The sequence below is a fragment of the Ectothiorhodospira marina genome (assembly GCF_900109495.1).
GTDB lineage: Bacteria > Pseudomonadota > Gammaproteobacteria > Ectothiorhodospirales > Ectothiorhodospiraceae > Ectothiorhodospira > Ectothiorhodospira marina.
This window is the reverse complement of the sequence record NZ_FOAA01000020.1, coordinates 13,257-33,802: the sequence shown is the minus strand read 5'-3', so window position 1 is coordinate 33,802 and position 20,546 is coordinate 13,257. Positions and strand designations below refer to the sequence as shown.

The following is a 20,546-nucleotide window of genomic DNA, read 5'->3' as shown; positions in this document are numbered from 1 at the left end:
AGCGGGGGTGCAAACCGTCATAGCCCCTCTCCCCCAAGAGGAGAGGGGGGTGTAAACCGTCATAGCCCCTCTCCCCCTGGGGAGAGGGGTTGGGGTGAGGGGGATGAGCTGGCAATATGCCCGCCGCTCCCCTCATCCCCGGCCCTTCTCCCCCGAGGGGAGAAGGGGGTTTTACTCCACGATCCGATCCAGGATTCACACTTCGGGCTTACCTTCGGATTTACCATTGGGAGAAGGGGAGTTTTACTCCACGATCCGGTCCAGAATCCCCTTGGCCTCGGCCACGATCGCATTTCGGCTGAAGATCAGCCGCCACCGCGATCCCCCCGCCTGTCTCCACAGCACCGCTGCCCGAATCCCCGCCAGCAGCAAGGTGCGAATACGCGCGGCATTGTTGCTGTTGCCCAGATGACTCTGGTCCCCCTGGACGATGATCCGTGGGCCCAGTTCGCTGATGGTGTTCTGGTAGGTCTCGCCCAGTCGCGCCATGATGTTCTCGTGGGTCATCCCAAAGGCTTCGCTCTGGTGACTCGCCGCATCCACTCCATCCCGTAGTGTCTTGATCATTTGGGGGTTCTTCATCAGCTTTCGCTCAAGATGAAGCACACTGATCACGTAGCGGGAGATCTCGGCATCCACCTGGTGGGAAGGCGATTGAATCTGCTCCAGCAGGGTGCGCAGGCCCCGCTCCAGGTGGTCCACACCGCCGTAGACGGATTCGATGGTGTTGGCTTCAAAGGCGAACAGGCTGCCCACCATGGTCTGCAGCTGGTCCAGGTCGCAGCGGCCATGCCAGGCGATGTCCTTGACCATGGCGGCGGATTGAAAGAGGGCCGCCAGGGCCAGGGCGCGATTATGGTGTGAGGATTCCACGGGAATATCTTGTTGCTGGGTGGGTTATGCCAGGAAAGATACCATAAAGCCGGCTTTGCACGTGCCAGCCTGTGTGGGTTACCCGTGCCCTTGTGGGAGCGGCCCTGGCCGCGAATAACAGGAACCACTGATGCATCCGGCCCTCGTCCGGGGTGGGTCCCTGGAGGCGGGTGTTCGCCGCATGGATGCGGCGGTCAAGCCTACAGGGAGGTATTCACGGCGTCCCGCCGCAAGGGACTCACTCCGGATGAGGGCCTGCCCCGAAACCCGAAACCGGCGCCGTAGTTTGGTTCGCCCATTCGCGGCCAGGGCCGCTCCCACAGGGACAGCAGTGCTTATGGCTGTATTGGATGCCGCCGGGCGATGATGCCGCCGCCTAGGCAGTGTTCCCCTGCGTAGAACACCACGGACTGACCCGGCGCCACGGCCCGCTGGGGGGCGTAGAAGCGTACCTGCAGGGCGCCCGGTTCCTCCGGTATCGCTTCCACCAGGCAGTCCTGGTGTGCCTGTCGGTAACGGATCTTGGCCTGGCAGCGCAGGGGCAGGGTAGGGGGGTGGTCGGCCACCCAGTGCAGGTCCACGGCGGTCAGTCCGGTGGACTGCAGGGACGGGTGATCATGGCCCTGGGCGACGATGAGCCGGTTGTGGTCCATGTCCTTGCCTACCACGTACCAGGGCACCTCGGGTGCGCCTTGCACGCCGCCGATGCCCAGGCCCTGGCGCTGGCCCGGGGTGTAGTACATCAGGCCTTGATGCGTCCCCAGCACTTGGTCGTCGGTGCTGACGATCTCGCCGGGCTGGGCGGGCAGGTAGCGCTGCAGGAAATCCCGGAAACGCCGCTCGCCGATGAAACAGATCCCGGTGCTGTCCTTCTTGGCGTGATTGACGAACCCAGCGCGCTCGGCAATCTCCCGTACACGGGGCTTTTCCAGTTCGCCCAGGGGGAAGAGGGTGCGCGAGAGGGCGCGTTGGCCCAGGGTGTAGAGGAAGTAGGACTGATCCTTGTTCGGGTCCTGGCCCTGCAGCAGCTGGTATTGACCGTCGTGACCCTGCCGAACCCTGGCGTAATGGCCGGTGGCGATCAGGTCGGCCCCCTTGTCCAGGGCATAATCCAGGAAGGCCCGGAACTTGATCTCCCGGTTGCAGAGGATGTCCGGGTTGGGGGTGCGTCCGGCGCGGTATTCCTCCAGGAAGTGGGCAAACACACGGTCCCAGTATTCCTTGGCGAAGTTCACCTTGTGCAGGGGGATCTCAAGCTCCTCGCACACGGCCCAGGCGTCTTCCAGGTCCTTGGCAGCTGAGCAGTAGCCGGGTTCGTCGTCGTCCTCCCAGTTCTTCATGAACAGGCCTTCGACGCGGTACCCCTGCTCCATGAGCAGGAGGGCAGACACGGAGGAATCCACACCGCCGGACAGGCCGACGATGACGCGTTTGGGGTGGGTGTGGGGCATGTGCCTCATTCTACCACTCAAACTTCCACCAGTAACTCCAACGGATACCGCCGCCCCGACAGATAATCCTCGATACACCTCAGCACCAGCGGACTGCGCTGACAGGCCGGATTATCGGCCAGCACCCGCGGTTCCAGCCAATGGGTGGCCAGGATGTCCGCATCCAGCGAATGATCAGGCAGGGGCTCGGACACGCTGCCCGTCACGGCCACCCGGATGAAGGTCAGCCCGCTGGCCGGATGCTGCCAGCGATAGACGCCCACCACCGCCTCTGGGGTGAGCCGACGCCCGGTTTCCTCCAACGTCTCACGGATGCAGGCTGCCAGCAGCGATTCCCCTTCCTCCAGATGCCCGGCGGGCTGATTGAAGACGCGGCGGCCATTGTCCTCCTCTTCCACCAGCAGGAAGCGACCCTCCCGTTCGATGACGCTTGCCACGGTAACGCGCGGTGTCCAGACCATGAATGTAAAAACTCCTGAGTTTGTGTGTGGGTTAACGTGAAAGCACCCAGGTTCAGCTACGGAAGCTCCCTTCTCCCCCTCGGGGGAGAAGGGCTGGGGATGAGGGGGGGGCACCGTGATGGTCCTTGCCCCTCACCCCCACCCCTCTCCCCACAGGGGAGAGGGGCTTGGAGTGTATCTTTCGTCATCTGATGTATCCGCACGAGGAACTGCCCGGATGCTCGACACCGGGGCTGCGGTAAGGTTCGCCATTCGCGGCCGAGGGCCGCTCCCACCGGCGAAATCAACCCACCCACCGACGCACCCGGACATCGCGTGTATAATCCCACCAAAATCCTTAACAACAGTCACATTCCACAAAGGGAGCTCCCATGGCTTATCAACATATCAAGATTCCCGAGCATGGCACCAAAATCACGGCTAATGAGGATTGTTCCCTGAATGTGCCCGACAACCCGATCATCCCCTACATCGAGGGTGACGGCATTGGCGTGGATATCTCGCCGGTGATGATGCGGGTGGTGGACGCCGCCGTGGAAAAGGCCTATGACGGCCAGCGCAAGATCGCCTGGATGGAGGTCTTCGCCGGCGAGAAGGCCACCCGGGTCTACGGTGGCGACACCTGGCTGCCCAAGGAGACCATGGAGGCCGTGCGTGACTACGTGGTGTCCATCAAGGGCCCTCTGACCACGCCCGTGGGTGGTGGCATCCGCTCCCTGAACGTGGCTCTGCGTCAGGAACTGGATCTGTACGTCTGTCAGCGCCCCGTGCGCTACTATCCGGGGACGCCCAGCCCGCTGAAGAATCCCGAGCAGACCGATATGGTGATCTTCCGGGAGAACTCCGAGGATATCTACGCCGGCATCGAATGGGCCGCTGGCTCCCCCGAGGCCAAGAAGCTCAGCGACTTCCTGATCAATCAGATGGGCGTGACCAAGATCCGCTTCCCCGAGACCAGCGGTCTGGGCATCAAGCCGATCTCCGAGGAAGGCACCAAACGCCTGGTGCGCAAGGCCATCTGGTACGCCATCGAGAACGACCGCAGCTCGGTAACCCTGGTGCACAAGGGCAATATCATGAAATACACCGAGGGTGCGTTCAAAAACTGGGGTTATGAACTGGCCAAGGAGGAGTTCGGCGCCGAAGAGATTGATGGTGGCCCTTGGTGCCGCTTGAAGAACCCCAACAATGGCCATGAAATCATCGTCAAGGACGTGATTGCTGACAACTTCCTGCAACAGATCCTGCTGCGCCCGGGTGACTACAGCGTGATTGCGACCATGAACCTCAATGGCGACTACATCTCCGATGCCCTGGCGGCTCAGGTGGGCGGCATCGGTATCGCCCCGGGCGCCAATATCTCCGATACCGTGGCCATGTTCGAGGCGACTCACGGCACGGCGCCCAAGTATGCCGGCCTGGATAAGGTGAACCCGGGCTCTCTGGTGCTGTCTGCTGAAATGATGTTGCGCCACTTGCGCTGGTTTGAAGCGGCGGATCGGGTGGTCAAGGGGCTGGGCGGCGCCATCAGCTCCGGTCGCGTCACCTATGATTTTGCCCGCGCCGTTGACGGGGCCACGGAACTGTCCTGCTCCGAGTTCGGTGAAAATATCGTCGAACACATGTGATTCAACAAGAGAAGGGAAACGTTTCGACTGCACATCGATCAAAGGCTATGGGAGAAGAACGCAAATCCGGCGAAGACAGTGGCCTGTTACTGGACGAGGCAAAGCCCCGACTCAAGCAGCCCCCCCAATTCAAGGTGGTGCTGCTGAACGATGACTACACGCCCATGGAGTTCGTGATCGAGGTTCTGGAGGTCTTCTTCGCGATGGATCGCGAGAAGGCCACCCGGGTCATGCTCCATGTGCATACGCGCGGCAAAGGCGTCTGTGGCATCTATACTCGGGATGTAGCTGAAACCAAGGTGGCCCAGGTCAACGACTATTCACGAGAGCATCAGCACCCGTTGCTGTGTGCGATGGAAGAGGCCTAGAGCGGTACGACCATGCTGAATAAAGAACTCGAGTTTTCCCTGAACATGGCCTTCAAGGCCGCACGCGAAAAACGTCACGAGTTCATGACGGTGGAGCATCTGCTGCTCGCCCTCACGGACAACCCCACCGCCGTGAATGTACTGCGAGCGTGCGGGGTCAACGTGGAAGGCCTGCGCAAGCAGCTCGAGGAATTCGTGGATACCAACACACCCAAGTTACCCCTGAAGGACCCGCGGGATACGCAGCCGACGCTGGGTTTCCAGCGGGTGCTGCAACGGGCTGTCTTCCATGTGCAGTCCTCCGGCAAGAAGGAAGTCACCGGTGCCAACGTGCTGGTGGCCATCTTTGGTGAGCAGGAGTCTCACGCCGTCTATCTGCTGGGGCAGCATGACCTGGCGCGGCTGGACGTGGTCAACTACATCTCCCACGGCATTTCCAAGGTGCCGGATGAACAGCCGGAGGAAGATGCCTCCAATTCCACCTCCAGCGAGGGGCAGGATGGCGAGGAAAGCAGCCGCAAGAACCCGCTGGAAAGTTATGCCACCAATCTCAATGAGCAGGCCCGCAAGGGCAAGATCGACCCCTTGATCGGTCGGGCCCATGAGTTGGAGCGCACCGTGCAGATCCTCTGCCGGCGCCGCAAGAACAACCCGCTGTTCGTGGGCGAGGCCGGTGTGGGCAAGACGGCCATTGCCGAGGGGCTGGCCAAGAAGATCATTGATGAGCAGGTGCCTGAGGTGTTGCGCGACAGCACCATCTATTCCCTCGATCTGGGAGCGTTGGTGGCGGGCACCAAATACCGGGGCGATTTCGAGAAACGTCTGAAGGGAGTGCTGGGCCAGTTACGGCGCCAGCCCGGCGCAGTGCTGTTCATCGACGAGATCCATACCATTATCGGAGCGGGTTCGGCTTCGGGCGGGGTGATGGATGCCTCCAACCTGATCAAACCCATGCTCGCTTCCGGTGAACTCAAATGCATCGGTTCCACCACCTACCAGGAATACCGCGGCATCTTCGAGAAGGACCGCGCCCTGGCAAGACGTTTTCAGAAGATCGATGTCAACGAGCCCACGGTGGATGAGACCGTCGAAATCCTCAAAGGGCTCAAATCCCGTTTCGAGTCCCATCACGACGTGCGCTATACCAGCAAGGCCCTGCGCGCTGCGGCAGAACTCTCCAGCCGCTACATCACCGATCGCCATCTGCCCGATAAGGCCATCGATGTGATTGATGAGGCCGGAGCAGGTCGGCGGCTGCAGCCGGCCAGTCAGCGCAAGAAGACCATCTCGGTGCAGGATGTGGAGAACATCGTCGCCAAGATTGCCCGCATCCCGCCCAAGAGCGTGTCCGCCTCGGACATGGACACCCTCAAGAATCTGGAGCGTAATCTCAAGATGGTGGTCTTTGGTCAGGATGAGCCCATCGAAAAGCTGGCCGCAGCCATCAAAATGTCCCGTTCCGGGCTGGGCGACACCGACAAGCCCATTGGTTCCTTCCTGTTCGCCGGCCCCACGGGCGTGGGCAAGACCGAGGTCACTCGCCAGCTGGCGCAGATCCTCGGGATCGAACTGGTGCGCTTTGACATGTCCGAGTACATGGAGCGTCACACGGTCTCCCGGCTCATCGGCGCCCCGCCCGGGTATGTGGGTTACGATGAAGGTGGTCTGCTTACCGACGCCATCCTGAAGCAGCCTCACTCAGTGCTGTTGCTGGACGAGGTGGAAAAGGCGCACCCGGATGTGTTCAACCTGCTGTTGCAGGTGATGGACCATGGCACCCTGACGGATACCAACGGGCGTAAGGTGGACTTTCGCAACGTGATTCTGGTGATGACCAGCAACGCCGGGGCCGAGGTGGCCAGCCGTCCATCGGTGGGCTTTACCCAGCAGGACCATTCCAGCGATGCCATGGAAGTGCTCAAGCGCACCTTCAGCCCGGAGTTCCGCAACCGCCTGGATTCCATCATCCAGTTCAAGGCCCTGGATGCGGTGACCATTGCCAACGTGGTGGACAAGTTCCTGATCCAGTTGCAGGCCCAGCTGGACGAGAAGAAGGTGGTTCTGGCGGTGGACGATGAGGCCCGCGCCTGGCTGGCCGAGCACGGCTACGATCCGAAGATGGGGGCTCGCCCCATGGCCCGCGTGATCCAGGATCAGATCAAGAAGCCGCTGGCGGAAGAAGTGCTGTTTGGTCGCCTGGTGGGCGGCGGCGAGGTGCATGTGGGCGTCAAGGACGGCAGTCTGTCCCTGGACTTTGCCGAAGAGCCAGTGCACTGAGCGGCCCCGGCCGGCCCTCACCCCCGGCCCCTCTCCCGCCAGCGGGAGAGGGGAGAACCTTCTCCCTGTAGGGCTTTAGCCCTTCTCCTTCAACGGGAGAGGGGAGAACCTTCTCCCTGTGGGGCTTTAGCCCTTCTCCCCCAAGGGGAGAAGGGTTGGGATGAGGGGAGGGAAGATTACTTGTTCCGGTAAACGATCCGGCCCTTGCTCAGATCGTAGGGGGTCATCTGCACGGTGACCCGGTCGCCCCGGAGGATACGGATGTAGTGCTTGCGCATGCGCCCCGAGATGTGGGCGGTGACCACGTGTCCGTTATCCAGCTCAACACGAAACATGGTGTTGGGCAGGTTGTCCAGCACCGTACCATCCAGCTCGATATGATCTTCTTTAGACATATGCCCGTACAGGGTTTGGCGATCCAGGGGGCTAATTATCAACACTGTGCGCCATAACACAAGAGCTATCTGCCCCTTGTGATGCGGTTTGTCAGTAGCATTGCCCCCACCCCCCCGGTTTGCCTACACTAGGCGGCTTTACCATGACCCTCGCAAGGACTTGTCTCATGAGAATCGCCTGTGTCTTTCCGGGCCAGGGCTCCCAGTCCCTGGGCATGCTCGGCGCCCTGGCGCAAGCCCATCCACAAGTGCGTGATACCTTCCAGGAGGCCTCCGACGTGTTGGGGCTGGATCTGTGGGCCCTGACCCAGGAAGGCCCTGAGGGAGATCTGAACCGCACCGAAAACACTCAGCCGGCGATGCTGGCGGCCGGTGTGGCCGCCTGGCGGGTCTGGAACGCCGAAGGCGGTCCGGAGCCACAGATCATGGCTGGCCACAGCCTGGGGGAGTACACGGCACTGGTCTGTGCCGATGCCCTGGACTTCGATGCCGCCGTGCGCCTGGTGGCCGAGCGGGGTCGATTGATGCAAGGGGCCGTGGCCGAGGGTGAGGGGGCCATGGCCGCCGTACTGGGTCTCAGTGATGAGCAGGTGCAGGCTGTCTGCCTGGAGGCCTCCGTCGAGGGCGTGGTGGAAGCCGTGAATTTCAATGCGCCAGGGCAGGTGGTGATTGCCGGGCAGACGGTCGCTGTGGAGCGCGCCACGGCACTGGCCAAGGAGGCCGGCGCCAAACGGGCCGTCCAGTTGCCAGTGAGCGTACCCTCCCATTGCCAACTGATGAAATCGGCCGCCCTGCAGATGCATGTGCGCCTGGAGTCTGTTCGCGTGGGCATTCCCCGCATTCCCGTGATCCATAATGTGGATGTGGATTGTCACGACGGTGCCGAGGTGATTCGCGGCGCCCTGGCGGCGCAGATTCACCGCCCGGTCCGCTGGGTGGAGACGATTCAGCGCATGACCGGGGATGGCATCACGCATGTGGTGGAACTGGGCCCGGGCAAGGTGCTCACGGGCTTGAACAAGCGCATCGACAAATCTTTGAAACTGGCCTGTGTGCAGGACCCTGAATCCCTGACTCAGGCCCTGGAGATGTGCCGGTCCTGACAGGACGGCGGCCCATTGCAGACTGCAGACGAGGAGTATGCATGACTCTTGAAGGTGAAGTGGCCCTGGTGACGGGCGCCAGTCGTGGTATTGGCAAGGCCATTGCCTTGACCCTGGCCAATCAGGGCGCGACCGTGGTAGGTACTGCCACCAGTGAAAAAGGTGCCGAAGGCATTACCGCTTATCTGACCGAGGCCGGTGCCAAGGGGCGGGGAATGGTCCTGGATGTGACCCGTCCGGAGGACGTGGATGGCCTGATCAAGCAGGTAACGGGTGAATTCGGTGCCGTGACCGTACTCGTGAACAATGCCGGCATCACCCGGGACAACCTGCTGATGCGGATGAAGGATGAGGAATGGGATGACATCATCCAGACCAACCTGACCGCTGTCTACCGAGTGAGCAAGGCGGTGTTGCGCGGCATGATGAAGGCGCGCAAGGGGCGTATCATCAATGTGGGGTCCGTGGTGGGCTCTTCCGGTAACGCGGGGCAAACCAACTACGCCGCTGCCAAGGCGGGCCTGCTGGGCTTCACGAAGTCCCTGGCGCGGGAGGTCGGCGCTCGGGGCGTGACCGTGAATACGGTGGCACCGGGCTTTATCGACACGGACATGACGCGGGGGCTGCCAGAAGAGCAGAAATCTGCCCTGTTGGGCCAGATCCCGCTGGGTCGGCTGGGTGACCCGGCCGAGGTGGCGGGAGTGGTCGCATTTCTGGCCTCGCCCACTGCCGCCTACGTGACAGGGGAGACCCTGCACGTGAATGGCGGCATGTTTATGGGCTGATCCACGGCTCAGGTCATGATCAGGGCGATGTTTTCGCTTGATTTTTTATCACACCCAGTAGAGTTTACAGCCCAGTGGACGCGGTCCATACTTCCGGGGGTGCGCTGCACCCCTTGGCGAACACGCACAGTGGATCGACCGAAGGGATTTCAATACAATAGCGGCCCAGCTTCGGCTGCTTTTCAAATCAAGGGGATAGGTTAACCATGAGCAATATCGAAGAACGCGTCAAGAAAATCGTCGTTGAGCAACTCGGCGTTAAAGAAGAAGACGTCACCAACAGTGCCTCTTTCGTGGACGATCTCGGCGCGGATTCATTGGACACCGTTGAACTGGTGATGGCACTGGAAGAGGAATTCGAAACCGAAATTCCTGACGAGCAGGCCGAGAAGATCACCACCGTTCAGCAGGCCATTGACTACATCAACGAGCACCTGCCGAACGCCTGATCGGGGATTGCCAACACCCGTGTTCAACGCCCGTGGCCGCGACCAGTCCCCTGATCGCGGCCACGAGTGCTCAAACCGCTGGTTGTACAGAGTTGAACTTCAAGATTTCACGCCCGGCGTGAAAAAGGGGCAGTAGATTGTCTAAACGGCGCGTAGTCATTACCGGTCTTGGCATCGTCTCGCCGGTCGGATCCACCCTCAATACCGCATGGGACAACATCACCGCGGGTCGTAGTGGCATCTCTCCCATTGACGTCTTTGACGCATCTGGCATGCCCGTGCGCATCTCGGGGGCCGTCAGGGATTTCAACGCTGACGATTACATCTCACCCAAGGAACAGCGGAAGATGGACACCTTTGTCCATTACGGCATGGCCGCCGGGATCCAGGCCATCCGTGACGCCGGGGTGGAAGTGACCGAGGACAACGCCGAGCGTATCGGTGTGGCCATCGGCTCGGGTATTGGTGGTCTGCCCTATATCGAGAAGAGCTACGGAGCCTTTCTCAAGGGCGGTGCCCGCAAGATCTCACCATTCTTCGTGCCCAGCGCCATCATCAACATGGTCGCGGGCAACCTCTCCATCATGTTCGGCCTCAAGGGACCGAACATCTCCATCGTTTCTGCCTGTGCCACCGGTACACACAATATCGGTGATGCGGCGCGCATGATCAAATACGGCGAAGTGGACATGATGGTCGCGGGTGGCGCCGAAATGGCCACCACGCCGCTGGGTATCGGTGGTTTTGCCGCGGCCCGGGCCCTGTCCACGCGCAATGATGACCCCACCCGCGCCAGCCGCCCCTGGGACAAGGACCGTGACGGTTTCGTATTGGGCGACGGCGCCGGTGTGGTGGTGCTGGAGGATTACGAGCATGCCAAGGCCCGAGGCGCCCGTATCTACTGCGAGCTGTCCGGTTTCGGCTGGAACTCCGACGCCTTCCACATGACCATGCCCTCCGAGGGTGGCGAGGGGGCCGCTGCCTGTATGCTGCAGGCCCTGAAGGATGCCGGCATCAATCCCGATGAGGTGGATTATGTGAACGCCCATGGCACGTCCACTCCGGCCGGTGACAAGGCTGAGACCATGGCGCTCAAGCGCGCCCTGGGTGACCATGCGTACAAGACTGCGGTGAGTTCCACCAAGTCCATGACCGGTCACCTGCTGGGCGCCGCCGGGGGCATTGAGGCCGTATTCTCGGCGCTGGCCCTGCATCATGGCGTGTTGCCGCCTACCATCAACCTGGATAACCCGGATCCCGAGTGCGATCTGGATTACGTGCCCAATACGGCGCGTGAAACCCAGGCGCGGGTGGCCGTTTCCAATTCCTTTGGTTTTGGTGGCACCAACGGCAGCCTGGTATTCACGAAGCTCTAAAGGGCTGTCAAATGGCAGGGCAGGGGGGGTGCCCGGTGATACTCGTCAACGGACAACCCTCGCAGTCCTTGCCGGTGGCGGACCGGGGGCTTCAATACGGCGATGGCCTGTTCGAGACCCTGCGGGTAGAGGCGGGCGAACCCCTTCACTGGTCACGACATTTGTCCCGTTTGCAAACGGGATGCGAGCGATTGGGGATTCCGCCGCCCGATGCGGCTGTCCTGCACCATGAGGCCCTCACTGTGCTTCAAGGGCAACCCCGCGGGGTTCTCAAGATCATGGTGACCCGGGGCAGTGGTCCCCGGGGCTATCGACCGCCGGCTGCACCCGCGCCGACCCGTATCCTTGCCTGGAATGCGCCTGCCGCCGCCCCGTCCCTCACGGTGTCCGAAGGAGTGGATGTGCGCTTGTGCCGGATGCGACTCTCCCGCAACCCGGCGCTGGCCGGCATCAAGCACCTGAATCGGCTGGAACAGGTGATGGCCCGGTCCGAATGGTCCGATGCTTTTCAGGAAGGTCTCATGCTGGACACCTCGGGACAGGTCGTGGAAGGCACCATGAGCAATCTCTTTCTGGTGCGGGATGATGCCCTCGTGACTCCTGATCTGTCACACTGCGGCGTGGCCGGCATCACGCGGGCGCGCGTGATGGAGAGGGCTCGGGCGTGGGGGGTGTCCTGCCAGGAGGATTCGGTCCGCGTGGAAGATCTGTGGCGGGCCGATGGCCTGTTCCTGACCAATACGCTCATCGGCCTGTGGCCCGTACGCTCCCTGGAAGGACATCCTGTGTCGGTGCCGCCACTCGTTGCCCGCCTGCAACAGGCCCTTTGACACCATTGAGACAGGCTGCCCATGCGAATCCTGATACTGCTGTTGTTGACGGTCCTGGCCGGGGCCGGAGCCTTGGCCTGGGACTATCAACGGTTTCTGGACACCCCGGCAAACCTGGCTGAAAAAGAGGTATTCGTCGTGCCCTCGGGGGCCTCGCTCCGACGAGTGGGGCAGAACCTGGCAGCGGCCGGCATCATTGAAAATGCCCACTATTGGGAACTGCATGGGCGCATGGAGGGCAAGGCCCAGGACCTGCGTGCTGGTGAATATTTGCTCACCCCGGATATGACGCCACCGGCGCTGTTGGCCCTGTTCATCCAGGGGCGCACCCTGCAGTACAGCCTGACCATTCCCGAGGGCTGGAACTTCCGTCAGATGATGCAAGCCGTCGCTGATCACGCGCACATCGAGAACACTCTGAATCCTGAAGATCATGAGGCCGTCATGGAGCGCCTGGGCAAGCCGGGCGCTCATCCTGAGGGCTGGTTCTTCCCGGATACCTATCTCTTTCCTCGTGGCACCACGGATCTGGATTTTCTGCGTCGTGCCCACGAGCGCATGGAACATGCGCTGAATGTCGCCTGGGAGGGCAGGCAGGAGGATCTGCCGCTGGAAACGCCGTATGAGGCCCTGATCCTGGCCTCCATTGTGGAGAAGGAGACCGGGCAGGCCGGGGAGCGCTCCAGGGTGGCGGCCGTCTTCGTGGAGCGCTTGCGTCGTGGGATGCGGTTGCAGACCGATCCCACGGTGATCTATGGCATTGAACAGTTTGATGGCCGCATCCGGCGCCGCGATCTGCGCCTGGATACCCCCTACAACACCTATACTCGGGATGGCCTGCCACCCACCCCCATCGCCCTGCCAGGGGCCGCTGCGCTGGAAGCCGTGGCTCATCCGGCGGAGTCCAAGGCCTTGTTCTTCGTGTCCCGGGGGGACGGCACCCATCATTTCTCGGAGACTTATCGAGAACATCGCCAGGCCGTGATCAAATACCAGCTGGATGGCGATGCCAGTCGGTATGGCCGCTGATTCAGCAGGATTCATTGCATTGACCACCCAGTTTGATGATTCGACGCAAGCCGTGCCCGCGCGCGGAAAATTCATTTGCCTGGAAGGGATCGAGGGCGTGGGCAAGTCCACCCAGGTGCAGGCACTGGCAGACCACCTGACCCAGCACGGGATCCCCGTGATGGCCACCCGCGAGCCCGGCGGGACGGAGATCAGCGAGGCAGTACGGGGATTGCTGTTGTCGCAGGATTACCCGCCCATGCATGAGGATACGGAGCTGTTGCTGGTGTTTGCTGCCCGGGCCGAGCACTTGCGGAAGCGCATCCTGCCTGCGCTTGAGACGGGCACTTGGGTGATCAGCGACCGCTTTACCGATGCCACCTATGCCTACCAGGGCGGGGGACGACGTATTGAAGTACAGCGTATTGCGGCGCTGGAGAGCTGGGTGCAGGGCGACTTCCGTCCGGACCTGACCTTGCTGCTGGATGCGGCAGTGGCCACCGGGCTGGCCCGGGCGGCCAAACGGGGGCAGGGGGACCGCTTTGAGCAGGAGACCCTGGCATTCTTCGAGCGGGTCCGTGGTATCTATCACGCGCGGGTGCGGATGCAGCCCGAGCGTTACGCCGTCATCGATGCCGAGCAGCCCCTGGAGCAGGTACGTGCCGATCTGATTGCCCGGGTGGACGCCCTGTTGGATGCCGGGTGGAACCGGGGGGGCGCATGACCGGGGCACCGTATCCCTGGCTGGCACCGGCCTGGCGGGCGCTCAGGGAGCAGGTCGAGGCCGGGCGCCTGGCCCATGGCCTGTTGTTCACGGGCCCTCAGGGCGTGGGTAAGCTGGAGATGGCCCGTCGCCTGGCTCAGGGGCTGTTGTGTACCACCCCGGATTCCGCGGGCGCCCCCTGTGGGCAATGCCATGGTTGTCACATGGTACGCGCCGCCTCTCATCCGGATCTCACCGAGTTGACCATCCCCGAGGGCAAGACCCAGATCCTGGTGGATCAGATTCGTGGCCTGGCCGGCTTCATGGGTCTGAGCCGCAGTCATGGGCGTTACCGGTTGGCCATCATTCATCCGGCCGATGCCATGAATGAAGCCTCGGCCAACAGTCTGCTCAAGACCCTGGAGGAGCCGCCGGGGGAGGGCATCCTGATGCTTGTCACGGCCCATCCGGCGCGCCTACCCGCCACCATTCTCAGTCGTTGCCAGCAGATCAAATTGCCCATGCCGGATGTTGCCCAGGCCCGGGAATGGCTCGCCGGATCCGTGCCTGAGGCATCGGTGGATACATTGTTGGCCCTGGGACAGGGCTCGCCCCTGCGGGCCCGAAGCCTGGCTGAGGGGGGGGCCGTCGAAGAATGGCAGGCACAGCGACGCGCCCTTCTGGATCTGCTGGCGGGCAGGCTGGCACTGGGGAGTCTGGTGGATCGACTCAAGGACGTGTCCATCAGCGAATGGGTGACCCGGCAGCAGATCCTGATCAGTGATGTGATCCGCTGGCACATGACGGGTGAGGCGGGCGCGCAAACCTCGGGCATTGCCCCCCGTGAGGATTTGCAGGCCCTGGCAAAGGCGTTAGACTTGCAGGCATCGTTCCAGCTTCAGCAGCAGCTGTTGATCTGGCGCCAGGGGCTGGACTCCAACGTGAACACGGTGATGTTCCTGGAGGACATGCTGATCACCTGGCGGGATCTGGCCCGCTCCTGAACCCTCACGCATTGCCTGCCAGCCAGGCCTGACCGGGGAGACCGTCGTGGCACCAGGGCAAGGTATCCTCTCGTTGTCCATCAAGGACAAGAACTCGTTGTACTCCGCTTATATGCCGTTCGTGAAGAATGGCGGCCTGTTCATCCCCACGCAAAAGCCCTACAAGCTGGGAGATGAGGTCTTCATGCTGCTCACCCTGATGGAGGAGCGTGAACGTCTGCCGGTGGCGGGCCGGATCATCTGGATCACGCCGCCGCGTGCCCAGGGCAACCGAACTCCCGGCATTGGCGTGCAGTTCAACGAACAGGACAACGGCGCCACCCGCAACAAGATCGAGGGTCTGCTGGGGGGCACCCTGCAGGCCGATCGTCCCACCCACACCATGTAGGATGCTGCACTTTGCTGATCGACTCCCATTGTCACCTGGACCGCATTGACCTCAAGCCCTTTGACGGCGACAGGGACCGCATGATGCAAGCGGCTGCCGAGGCAGGCGTGGATCACATGCTGTGCGTGTGCATCGATATGGACAATTATGCCCAGGTGAAGGAACTGGCCGCCCGTTATGAGCAGGTATCCTGCTCGGTGGGGGTGCATCCCAGTGCCCGGGAGGGGCATGAACCCAGCGAGGAGGAGTTGGTGACCATGGCTCATGACCCGGGTGTGGTGGCCATCGGCGAGACGGGGCTGGATTATCACTATAATGAAGGGGATCTGGAGTGGCAGCGGGAGCGTTTCCGTCGCCACATACGTGCTGCCCGGGTCGCCGGCAAGCCGGTGATCATCCATACCCGGGACGCACGTCGGGACACCCTGGACATCCTGCAAGCGGAGGGCGTCCAGGACGCGGGCGGCGTGCTGCACTGCTTCACTGAGGACTGGGGCATGGCCCGCGCTGGTCTGGATCTGGGCCTGTATGTGTCGTTTTCCGGCATCGTCACCTTTCGCAATGCCCAGTCCCTGCGCGATGTGGCCCGCCAGGTTCCCGATGATCGCTTGCTGGTGGAGACGGATGCGCCCTATCTGGCACCGGTCCCCTACCGGGGCAAGACCAATCACCCGGCCTGGGTGCGTCATGTGGCTGAGTGTGTGGCGGAGGTGCGGGGCGTCACCCTGGAGCGCGTGGCGGAACAGACCACAGCCAACTACCGGCGCCTGTTCGGCGAGCCGGAACATGGCGCCCCCCGGTCGCTGTCTGGCGCCGGTGGAGCCTGAGGGCTCAGATCCCGGTTGCGTGCTCCACGGCCCGCTCCAGGTCGCCGGTGCGGGTATGGAAATGCGGGGAGAACCGGATCCCGCCACCACGCAGTGCGCACAGGACACCTTCTTCCATCAGTTTCTGGTAGGTCTTCTGGGTATCCATGCCTTGGCGTCCGAAGGTGACAATGCCCGCCCGACGATCTGCCTGCACTGGTGAATACACGTCAAACTTGCTGGCTCGTAGCAGGTCGATGAGGTATTCCACGTTGCGTGACAGGGCATCGGCCACAAACTCCATACCCGTTTCCTCGAACAGTGACAGGCTGGCCTCCAGGGCATGGATGCCCAGCATGTTGGGGCTGCCGCATTCAAAACGCCGGGCGGAGCGGGCCGGCTCCCAGTCCAGGCGATCAAAATTGCCCATGTCTTCCACCATGTGCCAGCCGAACTGTTGTAGCGTGAGTTGATCCCGCAGGCGTTCGGCGCAATAGAACACGGCGATGCCTTCGGGCCCCAGGAGCCATTTATGGGCATCGGCGGCCAGAAAATCGGCCTGGCAGGCCTGTACATCCAGGGGCAGGGCGCCCAGCTGCTGGATGGCATCCACGCAGAACAGTACGCCCCGGTTGCGGCAGGCGCCGCCCAAACGGTTCAGGTCCATGCGCAGGCCGCTGGCATATTGCACGGCGCTCACGCTGAGCAGGCGCGTACGCCGGTCCATGGCACCCAGCAAGGCTGCCTCCGGGTCGGATACCCTTGACAGGTCCACCAGCCGGGTTTTCACCCCGAGTCGCTCCAGTGACTGCCAGACGATGCGGTTGGAGGGGAATTCCTGCAGCGGGCAGACCACGTTCTCCCCGGCTTGCCAGGGCAGGCCATGGGCCACCACGGACAGGGCCTCGGAGGTGTTCTTGAGCAGGCCGATGTCGTCCACGGACGGGGCATGGATCAGTCGCTGCAGCCGCTCCCGCAGGCGTTTTTCCACCTTGAGCCACTGCAGGTAATGGCGTGAACCCTGCTGCGTGTTCTCCACGGCAAAACTGGCCACGGCACGCTGGGTTCGCACAGGCCATGGGCCCACAGCGGCATGGTTCAGGTGCAGGATGTCGTTGGCCAGAGGGAATTCCGGGTGCATGTTCATCCTTATGACGAGGTAGGGGTTGCCAGGCTGTCGATCAGGCCCCGCAGGCTTTTCAGGTTGCCTTGAAGGGCGGTGATGGAACTGGAACTCTTTTGGGGTGGTTTGCGTTTTTGGATGAGTGTTTGTTATATTCGAAAAGCTTTGCCCCCTTAGAATTTTGCCATCTAGGCCGCCTTCATGCGCGGCCTCCTCGGAGAGCAGGGCTGGCACGCCTGCGGCGCCCGTTCTTCGTCACGCTGGATCCAAGATTCCCTTTTGCATCTTGATCTGATCACAGAATCGGAGGCGTCTATGAATTCTGTCCTCAACTTTTATCGACACGAAGAATTGCGGGAGATCGAAGCCCGAGCCTTCAAAGTCTTCACCGACCGTAATCTTGACCAGATTCCGGCCCTGGATCGTCTGTCCGACGAGTGCCGCTTCGAGATGAAAGTGGTGGCCAGTGTTCTGCCGTTTCGTGTCAATGAGTACATCATAGAGGAATTGATCGACTGGGATCAGGTCCCCAATGACCCGATCTACCAATTGACCTTCCCGCAGCGCGATATGCTGGAGCCTGAAGCCTTTGATCGCATGGCCGAGCTGCATCGTCGCGGCGCTGATCGCACCGAGATCGTGGCCTTGGCACGCCAGCTGCGCGATGAATTGAACCCGCATCCGGCGGGGCAGATGGAGATGAACCGCCCGGAACTGGACGGGGAACCGCTGCAGGGCCTGCAGCATAAGTACCGCGAGACGGTGCTGTTCTTCCCCAGCCAGGGGCAGACCTGCCATGCCTACTGCACCTTCTGCTTCCGCTGGGCACAGTTCGTGGGTGACAAGAGTCTGCGCATTGCCTCCAATCAGGCCAGCGACATGCTGGGATATCTGCGTGTCAACCCCGAGGTGAGCGATATCCTGATCACCGGTGGCGACCCGATGGTGATGAAGACCAAGCATCTGGCCCAGTATCTGGAACCGTTGATGGGGCCCGAGTTTGAGCATGTGCAGACTGTGCGCATTGGCACCAAGGCGCTGACTTTCTGGCCCCATCGCTTTGTGAGCGACGCCGATGCCGACGACCTGGTCATGTTGCTGGAACGCCTGGTAAAGGCGGGCAAGCATGTCGCCATCATGGCGCATTACAATCATTGGCGGGAAATGGAAACCCCCATGGCGCGCGAGGCCATCCGTCGTCTGCGTGCCACCGGCGCCGAAATCCGCAGCCAGGGGCCGCTGCTGGCGCATATCAATGACGACCCGGCTGTATGGGCGCGCATGTGGGAGAACCAGGTGCGCCTGGGCATCATTCCGTATTACATGTTTGCCGAGCGGGATACCGGAGCGCGTCGCTATTTCGAGGTGCCGTTGGCCCGTGCCTGGGAGATCTACCGGGATGCCATGAAGCAGGTGTCCGGCCTGGGTCGAACGGCCCGCGGACCTTCCATGAGTGCCGGCCCCGGTAAGGTGGAAATCCAGGGTGTGACCGAGATTCACGGCGAGAAGGTGTTCGTGCTGCGCTTCATCCAGGGCCGTAATCCGGAGTGGGTACAGCGCCCGTTCTTTGCCCGCTATGATGAAGAGGCCACCTGGCTGAATCATCTCAAGCCGGCCTTCGGCGAGGAGAAATTCTTCTTCGAAGATGAGTACGAGGCCATGCAGGCCGGGTAGGCCTGATGAGGACCGTCAGCTTTCCCGGACAGGAGCAGGTAAGGGCAGGGCCGCGAGCAATCGCGGCCCTTTCTGGTTTTGGCACCATGGTGAAATGATGAACAACGAAACCATCAAGCAACGCGATCTGGCAGTGGTCTGGCATCCGTGCACGCAGATGAAGGATCACGAGCATCTCCCGTTGACCCCCATTCGGCGTGGGGAGGGGGTCTGGCTGGAGGATTTTGACGGGAATCGTTACATCGATGCCGTCAGTTCCTGGTGGGTGAACCTGTTTGGCCACGCCAATCCAGTGATCAACCAGGCCATCCGGGACCAGCTGGATCAACTGGAGCATGTGATCCTGGCTGGTTTCAGTCATGAGCCGGTGGTGAAGCTCTCCGAGCGCCTGGTGGAGATCACGCCCCCGGGCCTGAGTCGCTGTTTTTATGCCGACAGCGGTTCGGCTGCGGTGGAGGTGGCCCTGAAGATGAGCTTTCATTACTGGCTCAACACAGGGCAGGGGGGCAAGACGCGATTCATCTGCCTGACCAACAGTTACCATGGTGAGACCCTGGGGGCCCTGGCGGTCGGCGATGTGCCGCTTTACAAGGCCACCTATGGTCCGTTGCTCATGGAACCCATCCCGGTGGCGGCGCCGGACTGCTATGAGCGGGAACCGGGTGAGACCTGCGAGCAGGTGGCCGAGCGTCGCTTTCAGGCCATGGAGGAGACCCTGGCGCGCCATGCCCATGAGACCTGTGCCGTGATCATCGAGCCGTTGGTGCAGTGTGCCGGCCATATGCGCATGTACCATCCCCGTTATCTGGAGCTGTTGCGTGAGGCCTGTGATCGGCATGGGGTGCATCTGATCGCCGATGAGATCGCCGTGGGTTTCGGGCGCACGGGGACGATGTTCGCCTGCGAGCAGGCGGACATCACGCCGGATTTCATGTGTTTGTCCAAGGGGCTGACCGGGGGCTATCTGCCGCTTTCGGTGGTGTTGACCAACGATACGGTGTACCAGGCCTTTTACGATGACTACACCAAGTTGAACGCTTTTTTGCATTCCCATTCCTACACGGCTAACCCGCTGGCTTGTACGGCGGCACTGGCGACGCTGGATCTGTTCGAGCGTGAGGATGTGCTGGGGAATAACCGGCGCCTGGCGCAGGTGATCCGGGAGTCTCTGGCGCCGCTGGCGGATCATCCCCATGTGGCGGATGTGCGTCAGCACGGCATGATCGCTGCCGTTGAGATGGTCAAGGACAAGACCACCCGGGAGCCGTATCCCTGGCAGGAGCGTCGCGGGCTGATTGCCTATCAGCATGCCCTGAAGCGTGGTGCCTTGCTGCGACCTTTGGGGAACGTGGCCTACATGATGCCGCCTTATGTGATCACGGAGGAGCAGATCCGGTTTCTGGCTGAGGTGATGGCTGAGGGAATTGATCTGGCGACCGCTGCTGGTTGAGTGATTTTTGCCTGGGTGCCTGGGTGGCCTCTGTGGGTGGCTTCGTTTTGGTTCGGGGTGGAGGTCAGTCTCCGGGGGTGGATTCCTGTAAGCGGGCTTCAGCCGCAGGAAGCGGCTGCAGAGCCTACATGGACGTATTCACGGCGTCCCGCTGTAAGGAATCCACCCCCGGAGACTGACCGGACACTGTGGGGGCGCTGTTTGCAGGATGCCTGGTGTGGGGGTCTGTGGGAGCGGGCCTGCCCGCGAATGGGTGGGCACCTTGGTCTGCCTTTGTGCCCGCCGTCTTTCGCGGCCGAGGGCCGCTCCCACAGGAGTTCTTCAGGATCTTGTCAGGTCGGACAGGACAGTGCCGCTTCGGAATATCTTGGTTCGCATAATGTATATTATGTTA

General features: G+C 61.9%; 20 protein-coding genes. 15 read left to right on the top strand and 5 right to left on the bottom strand.

Translation table 11 applies throughout. From position 1 onward, the window contains the following. Positions 1-243 precede the first annotated feature (243 nt). From hflD to BMY52_RS13785, 3 genes are all read right to left on the bottom strand, one after another. Positions 244-873, bottom strand: coding sequence for a high frequency lysogenization protein HflD (hflD, locus tag BMY52_RS13795; RefSeq protein WP_090255385.1), 630 nt, complete (start codon positions 871-873; stop codon positions 244-246). Between the two features lie 335 nt (positions 874-1,208). Then, complete coding sequence (gene mnmA, locus BMY52_RS13790; protein WP_090255383.1) at positions 1,209-2,324, bottom strand: tRNA 2-thiouridine(34) synthase MnmA; 1,116 nt, start codon at positions 2,322-2,324, stop codon at positions 1,209-1,211. A gap of 17 nt (positions 2,325-2,341) precedes the next feature. Then, positions 2,342-2,785 (bottom strand): NUDIX hydrolase, encoded by a 444-nt coding sequence (locus BMY52_RS13785; RefSeq protein ID WP_090255381.1) that lies wholly within the window; start codon positions 2,783-2,785, stop codon positions 2,342-2,344. A 371-nt stretch (positions 2,786-3,156) separates the two neighbouring features. Here BMY52_RS13785 and icd point away from each other — a divergent pair, with 371 nt between their 5' ends. The 3 genes from icd to clpA are packed head-to-tail and all read left to right on the top strand — an operon-like array spanning position 3,157 to position 7,058. Continuing rightward, positions 3,157-4,413 carry an NADP-dependent isocitrate dehydrogenase gene (gene icd, locus BMY52_RS13780; RefSeq protein WP_090255380.1) on the top strand — a complete coding sequence of 419 codons (1,257 nt, stop codon included), beginning with the start codon at positions 3,157-3,159 and terminating at the stop codon, positions 4,411-4,413. Positions 4,414-4,460: 47 nt separating this feature from the next. Next, the gene (gene clpS, locus BMY52_RS13775; protein ID WP_090255378.1) at positions 4,461-4,781 is read left to right on the top strand and encodes an ATP-dependent Clp protease adapter ClpS; all 321 of its coding nucleotides are present in this window, start codon (positions 4,461-4,463) and stop codon (positions 4,779-4,781) included. A 12-nt stretch (positions 4,782-4,793) separates the two neighbouring features. Next, the gene (clpA, locus tag BMY52_RS13770) at positions 4,794-7,058 is read left to right on the top strand and encodes an ATP-dependent Clp protease ATP-binding subunit ClpA (RefSeq protein WP_090255376.1); all 2,265 of its coding nucleotides are present in this window, start codon (positions 4,794-4,796) and stop codon (positions 7,056-7,058) included. A gap of 176 nt (positions 7,059-7,234) precedes the next feature. On the opposite strand, the gene infA is transcribed toward clpA, so the two are convergent. Then, entirely contained in the window at positions 7,235-7,453 is a 219-nt protein-coding gene (gene infA, locus BMY52_RS13765; RefSeq protein ID WP_090255374.1) for a translation initiation factor IF-1, read from the bottom strand. 167 nt (positions 7,454-7,620) lie between these two features. On the opposite strand from infA, the gene fabD reads away from it, so the two are divergent. From fabD to BMY52_RS13715, 10 genes are all read left to right on the top strand, one after another. Beyond that, positions 7,621-8,556, top strand: coding sequence for an ACP S-malonyltransferase (gene fabD, locus BMY52_RS13760; protein ID WP_090255372.1), 936 nt, complete (start codon positions 7,621-7,623; stop codon positions 8,554-8,556). Positions 8,557-8,597: 41 nt separating this feature from the next. Beyond that, positions 8,598-9,341, top strand: a complete 744-nt coding sequence (gene fabG / locus BMY52_RS13755; protein ID WP_090255370.1) for a 3-oxoacyl-ACP reductase FabG — start codon at positions 8,598-8,600, stop codon at positions 9,339-9,341. Positions 9,342-9,547: 206 nt separating this feature from the next. Next, positions 9,548-9,790, top strand: a complete 243-nt coding sequence (gene acpP / locus BMY52_RS13750) for an acyl carrier protein (protein ID WP_025281709.1) — start codon at positions 9,548-9,550, stop codon at positions 9,788-9,790. A 137-nt stretch (positions 9,791-9,927) separates the two neighbouring features. Beyond that, the gene (fabF, locus tag BMY52_RS13745; protein WP_090255368.1) at positions 9,928-11,166 is read left to right on the top strand and encodes a beta-ketoacyl-ACP synthase II; all 1,239 of its coding nucleotides are present in this window, start codon (positions 9,928-9,930) and stop codon (positions 11,164-11,166) included. A 35-nt stretch (positions 11,167-11,201) separates the two neighbouring features. Beyond that, a complete protein-coding gene (pabC, locus tag BMY52_RS13740; RefSeq protein WP_090255366.1) occupies positions 11,202-11,996 on the top strand; it encodes an aminodeoxychorismate lyase in 795 nt (264 codons plus the stop codon). 21 nt (positions 11,997-12,017) lie between these two features. Continuing rightward, positions 12,018-13,025: an endolytic transglycosylase MltG gene (gene mltG / locus BMY52_RS13735; RefSeq protein ID WP_090255364.1), complete on the top strand. Its 1,008-nt coding sequence runs from the start codon at positions 12,018-12,020 to the stop codon at positions 13,023-13,025. A 19-nt stretch (positions 13,026-13,044) separates the two neighbouring features. Further along, on the top strand, positions 13,045-13,728 hold the full coding sequence (gene tmk / locus BMY52_RS13730) for a dTMP kinase (protein ID WP_245740897.1): 684 nt from the start codon (positions 13,045-13,047) through the stop codon (positions 13,726-13,728). Continuing rightward, the gene (gene holB / locus BMY52_RS13725) at positions 13,725-14,711 is read left to right on the top strand and encodes a DNA polymerase III subunit delta' (RefSeq protein ID WP_090255362.1); all 987 of its coding nucleotides are present in this window, start codon (positions 13,725-13,727) and stop codon (positions 14,709-14,711) included. The genes tmk and holB overlap by 4 nt, the downstream gene beginning before the upstream one ends. Before the next feature lie 46 nt (positions 14,712-14,757). Beyond that, positions 14,758-15,099 carry a PilZ domain-containing protein gene (locus tag BMY52_RS13720; RefSeq protein ID WP_090255360.1) on the top strand — a complete coding sequence of 114 codons (342 nt, stop codon included), beginning with the start codon at positions 14,758-14,760 and terminating at the stop codon, positions 15,097-15,099. An 11-nt stretch (positions 15,100-15,110) separates the two neighbouring features. Continuing rightward, entirely contained in the window at positions 15,111-15,926 is an 816-nt protein-coding gene (locus BMY52_RS13715; RefSeq protein WP_090255359.1) for a TatD family hydrolase, read from the top strand. Between the two features lie 4 nt (positions 15,927-15,930). Here the strand turns inward: BMY52_RS13715 and BMY52_RS13710 are convergent, their stop codons facing one another. Beyond that, complete coding sequence (locus tag BMY52_RS13710) at positions 15,931-17,046, bottom strand: aminotransferase class V-fold PLP-dependent enzyme (protein WP_090255448.1); 1,116 nt, start codon at positions 17,044-17,046, stop codon at positions 15,931-15,933. A gap of 297 nt (positions 17,047-17,343) precedes the next feature. Here BMY52_RS13710 and BMY52_RS13705 point away from each other — a divergent pair, with 297 nt between their 5' ends. Together BMY52_RS13705 and BMY52_RS13700 are read left to right on the top strand one after the other, a co-directional pair. Next, on the top strand, positions 17,344-18,702 hold the full coding sequence (locus tag BMY52_RS13705; RefSeq protein ID WP_090255357.1) for a KamA family radical SAM protein: 1,359 nt from the start codon (positions 17,344-17,346) through the stop codon (positions 18,700-18,702). Between the two features lie 97 nt (positions 18,703-18,799). Further along, complete coding sequence (locus tag BMY52_RS13700) at positions 18,800-20,152, top strand: adenosylmethionine--8-amino-7-oxononanoate transaminase (protein ID WP_090255355.1); 1,353 nt, start codon at positions 18,800-18,802, stop codon at positions 20,150-20,152. The last annotated feature ends 394 nt before the right edge of the window (positions 20,153-20,546 follow it).

Excerpts from the sequence above, each read along its gene's own strand:
- mnmA (WP_090255383.1), bottom strand. The coding sequence starts at position 2,324 with ATGCCCCACACCCACCCCAAACGCGTCATCGTCGGCCTGTCCGGCGGT.
- BMY52_RS13785 (WP_090255381.1), bottom strand. The coding sequence starts at position 2,785 with ATGGTCTGGACACCGCGCGTTACCGTGGCAAGCGTCATCGAACGGGAG.
- icd (WP_090255380.1), top strand. The coding sequence starts at position 3,157 with ATGGCTTATCAACATATCAAGATTCCCGAGCATGGCACCAAAATCACG.
- clpS (WP_090255378.1), top strand. The coding sequence starts at position 4,461 with ATGGGAGAAGAACGCAAATCCGGCGAAGACAGTGGCCTGTTACTGGAC.
- clpA (WP_090255376.1), top strand. The coding sequence starts at position 4,794 with ATGCTGAATAAAGAACTCGAGTTTTCCCTGAACATGGCCTTCAAGGCC.
- infA (WP_090255374.1), bottom strand. The coding sequence starts at position 7,453 with ATGTCTAAAGAAGATCATATCGAGCTGGATGGTACGGTGCTGGACAAC.
- fabD (WP_090255372.1), top strand. The coding sequence starts at position 7,621 with ATGAGAATCGCCTGTGTCTTTCCGGGCCAGGGCTCCCAGTCCCTGGGC.
- fabG (WP_090255370.1), top strand. The coding sequence starts at position 8,598 with ATGACTCTTGAAGGTGAAGTGGCCCTGGTGACGGGCGCCAGTCGTGGT.
- acpP (WP_025281709.1), top strand. The coding sequence starts at position 9,548 with ATGAGCAATATCGAAGAACGCGTCAAGAAAATCGTCGTTGAGCAACTC.
- mltG (WP_090255364.1), top strand. The coding sequence starts at position 12,018 with ATGCGAATCCTGATACTGCTGTTGTTGACGGTCCTGGCCGGGGCCGGA.
- holB (WP_090255362.1), top strand. The coding sequence starts at position 13,725 with ATGACCGGGGCACCGTATCCCTGGCTGGCACCGGCCTGGCGGGCGCTC.
- BMY52_RS13710 (WP_090255448.1), bottom strand. The coding sequence starts at position 17,046 with ATGCACCCGGAATTCCCTCTGGCCAACGACATCCTGCACCTGAACCAT.
- BMY52_RS13705 (WP_090255357.1), top strand. The coding sequence starts at position 17,344 with ATGAATTCTGTCCTCAACTTTTATCGACACGAAGAATTGCGGGAGATC.
- BMY52_RS13700 (WP_090255355.1), top strand. The coding sequence starts at position 18,800 with ATGAACAACGAAACCATCAAGCAACGCGATCTGGCAGTGGTCTGGCAT.